Below are 1,083 nucleotides of genomic sequence, written 5' to 3'. Positions count from 1 at the left end.
TATAGCGGGTTTCAGTTGAATGAGGTACAGCATGGATGACTAGGTAGGCTCTTTAAAAGGGGTATCGCAATAGCAACAATGGGTAAACCAGTGATGGATGTCTCGCAATGTAATCTGACTAAAGGCTTGAACGATCGCTTTTTCTAGATCAGCATAGGTACGAGGTGACATAGAACGAATCAGTATTTTCACTTTCGACCAACAGTTTTCAATGGGAGAAAAATCGGGAGAATAGGGAGGTAAAAACTCCAGTCTAGCACCGACTTCTTGAAGAATTGGTTCGAGGGTTTCTTTTTGATGAATCGAAGCATTATCCATTAATACACAAGCTCCTTTCCACAAGTTTGGAACTAATAATGTAGCAATAAATGCTTCAAATATTAAACCATTTGCGGCTCCAAATACATTGATAAAAGCCAGCAAGCCTTTGAGCGCTATCGCTCCAATTATCGTGACGTTTTTTCCTCGGTTTAACGGAACTGAATCATACACTCTCTGACCTTTTTCAGCCCTGCCATAAAGTCTTGTCATCCCTAGATTAGAGCCAGACTCGTCAACGAAAACCAAATCTTCCGCTCTAACATCTCGGATTTTCTCCCAATATTCTTCTCTTAATTTTTGCACTCTTTCCGTGTCTCTTTCCCTAGCGTGTAAGCTTTTTTTTTTGAGTTAAATTTAGCCGTTTTAAAATTCTACTGATTGTTGAGTTACTCACCACCGTCTGTGTTTTTTCCTCAATTTGTTTTCTTAACTCGTCTAAGGTGGCATCTTTCTTTTCTTGGACTAAATCGCCCAGCAAGATAATTTCGTCGCTCTTAAGCTTGAGTTTTTGTCCTCCACCATGCGGTCGGGGATTTAGATTTCCTGTTTCACGCCACTGCTTGATTAGTTTCTGGATAAAGCTTAAAGCTACTCTAAATCTTTTGGCTAACTCACGTTGTGAGAGGTTATTCTCCTCGTAGGTCTCGATGATCTTTTGTCGCAAGTCTAAAGAATAGGGCTTCATCGGGTCGTGGCTCCTGCCTAGGTCTATAATTTATTGTCCTCTTCTATTGTACCTCATGCAAGTGCATACCGCTATAT

Annotated in this window: 2 protein-coding genes; both read right to left on the bottom strand. The window is 40.6% G+C overall.

Going from position 1 to position 1,083, the window contains the following annotated elements; genetic code table 11:
- Nucleotides 1-39 precede the first annotated feature (39 nt).
- The gene (locus tag PX481_RS20680; RefSeq protein WP_002759745.1) at nucleotides 40-624 is read right to left on the bottom strand and encodes an IS630 family transposase; all 585 of its coding nucleotides are present in this window, start codon (nucleotides 622-624) and stop codon (nucleotides 40-42) included.
- A gap of 19 nt (nucleotides 625-643) precedes the next feature.
- Nucleotides 644-1,006: a helix-turn-helix domain-containing protein gene (locus PX481_RS20675; RefSeq protein WP_002759746.1), complete on the bottom strand. Its 363-nt coding sequence runs from the start codon at nucleotides 1,004-1,006 to the stop codon at nucleotides 644-646.
- Nucleotides 1,007-1,083 lie beyond the last annotated feature (77 nt).

Source organism: Microcystis sp. M53603_WE2, from assembly GCF_030065435.1.
Note: the sequence above shows the minus strand (reverse complement) of the source record. Positions and strands in the feature narration are given on the sequence as shown.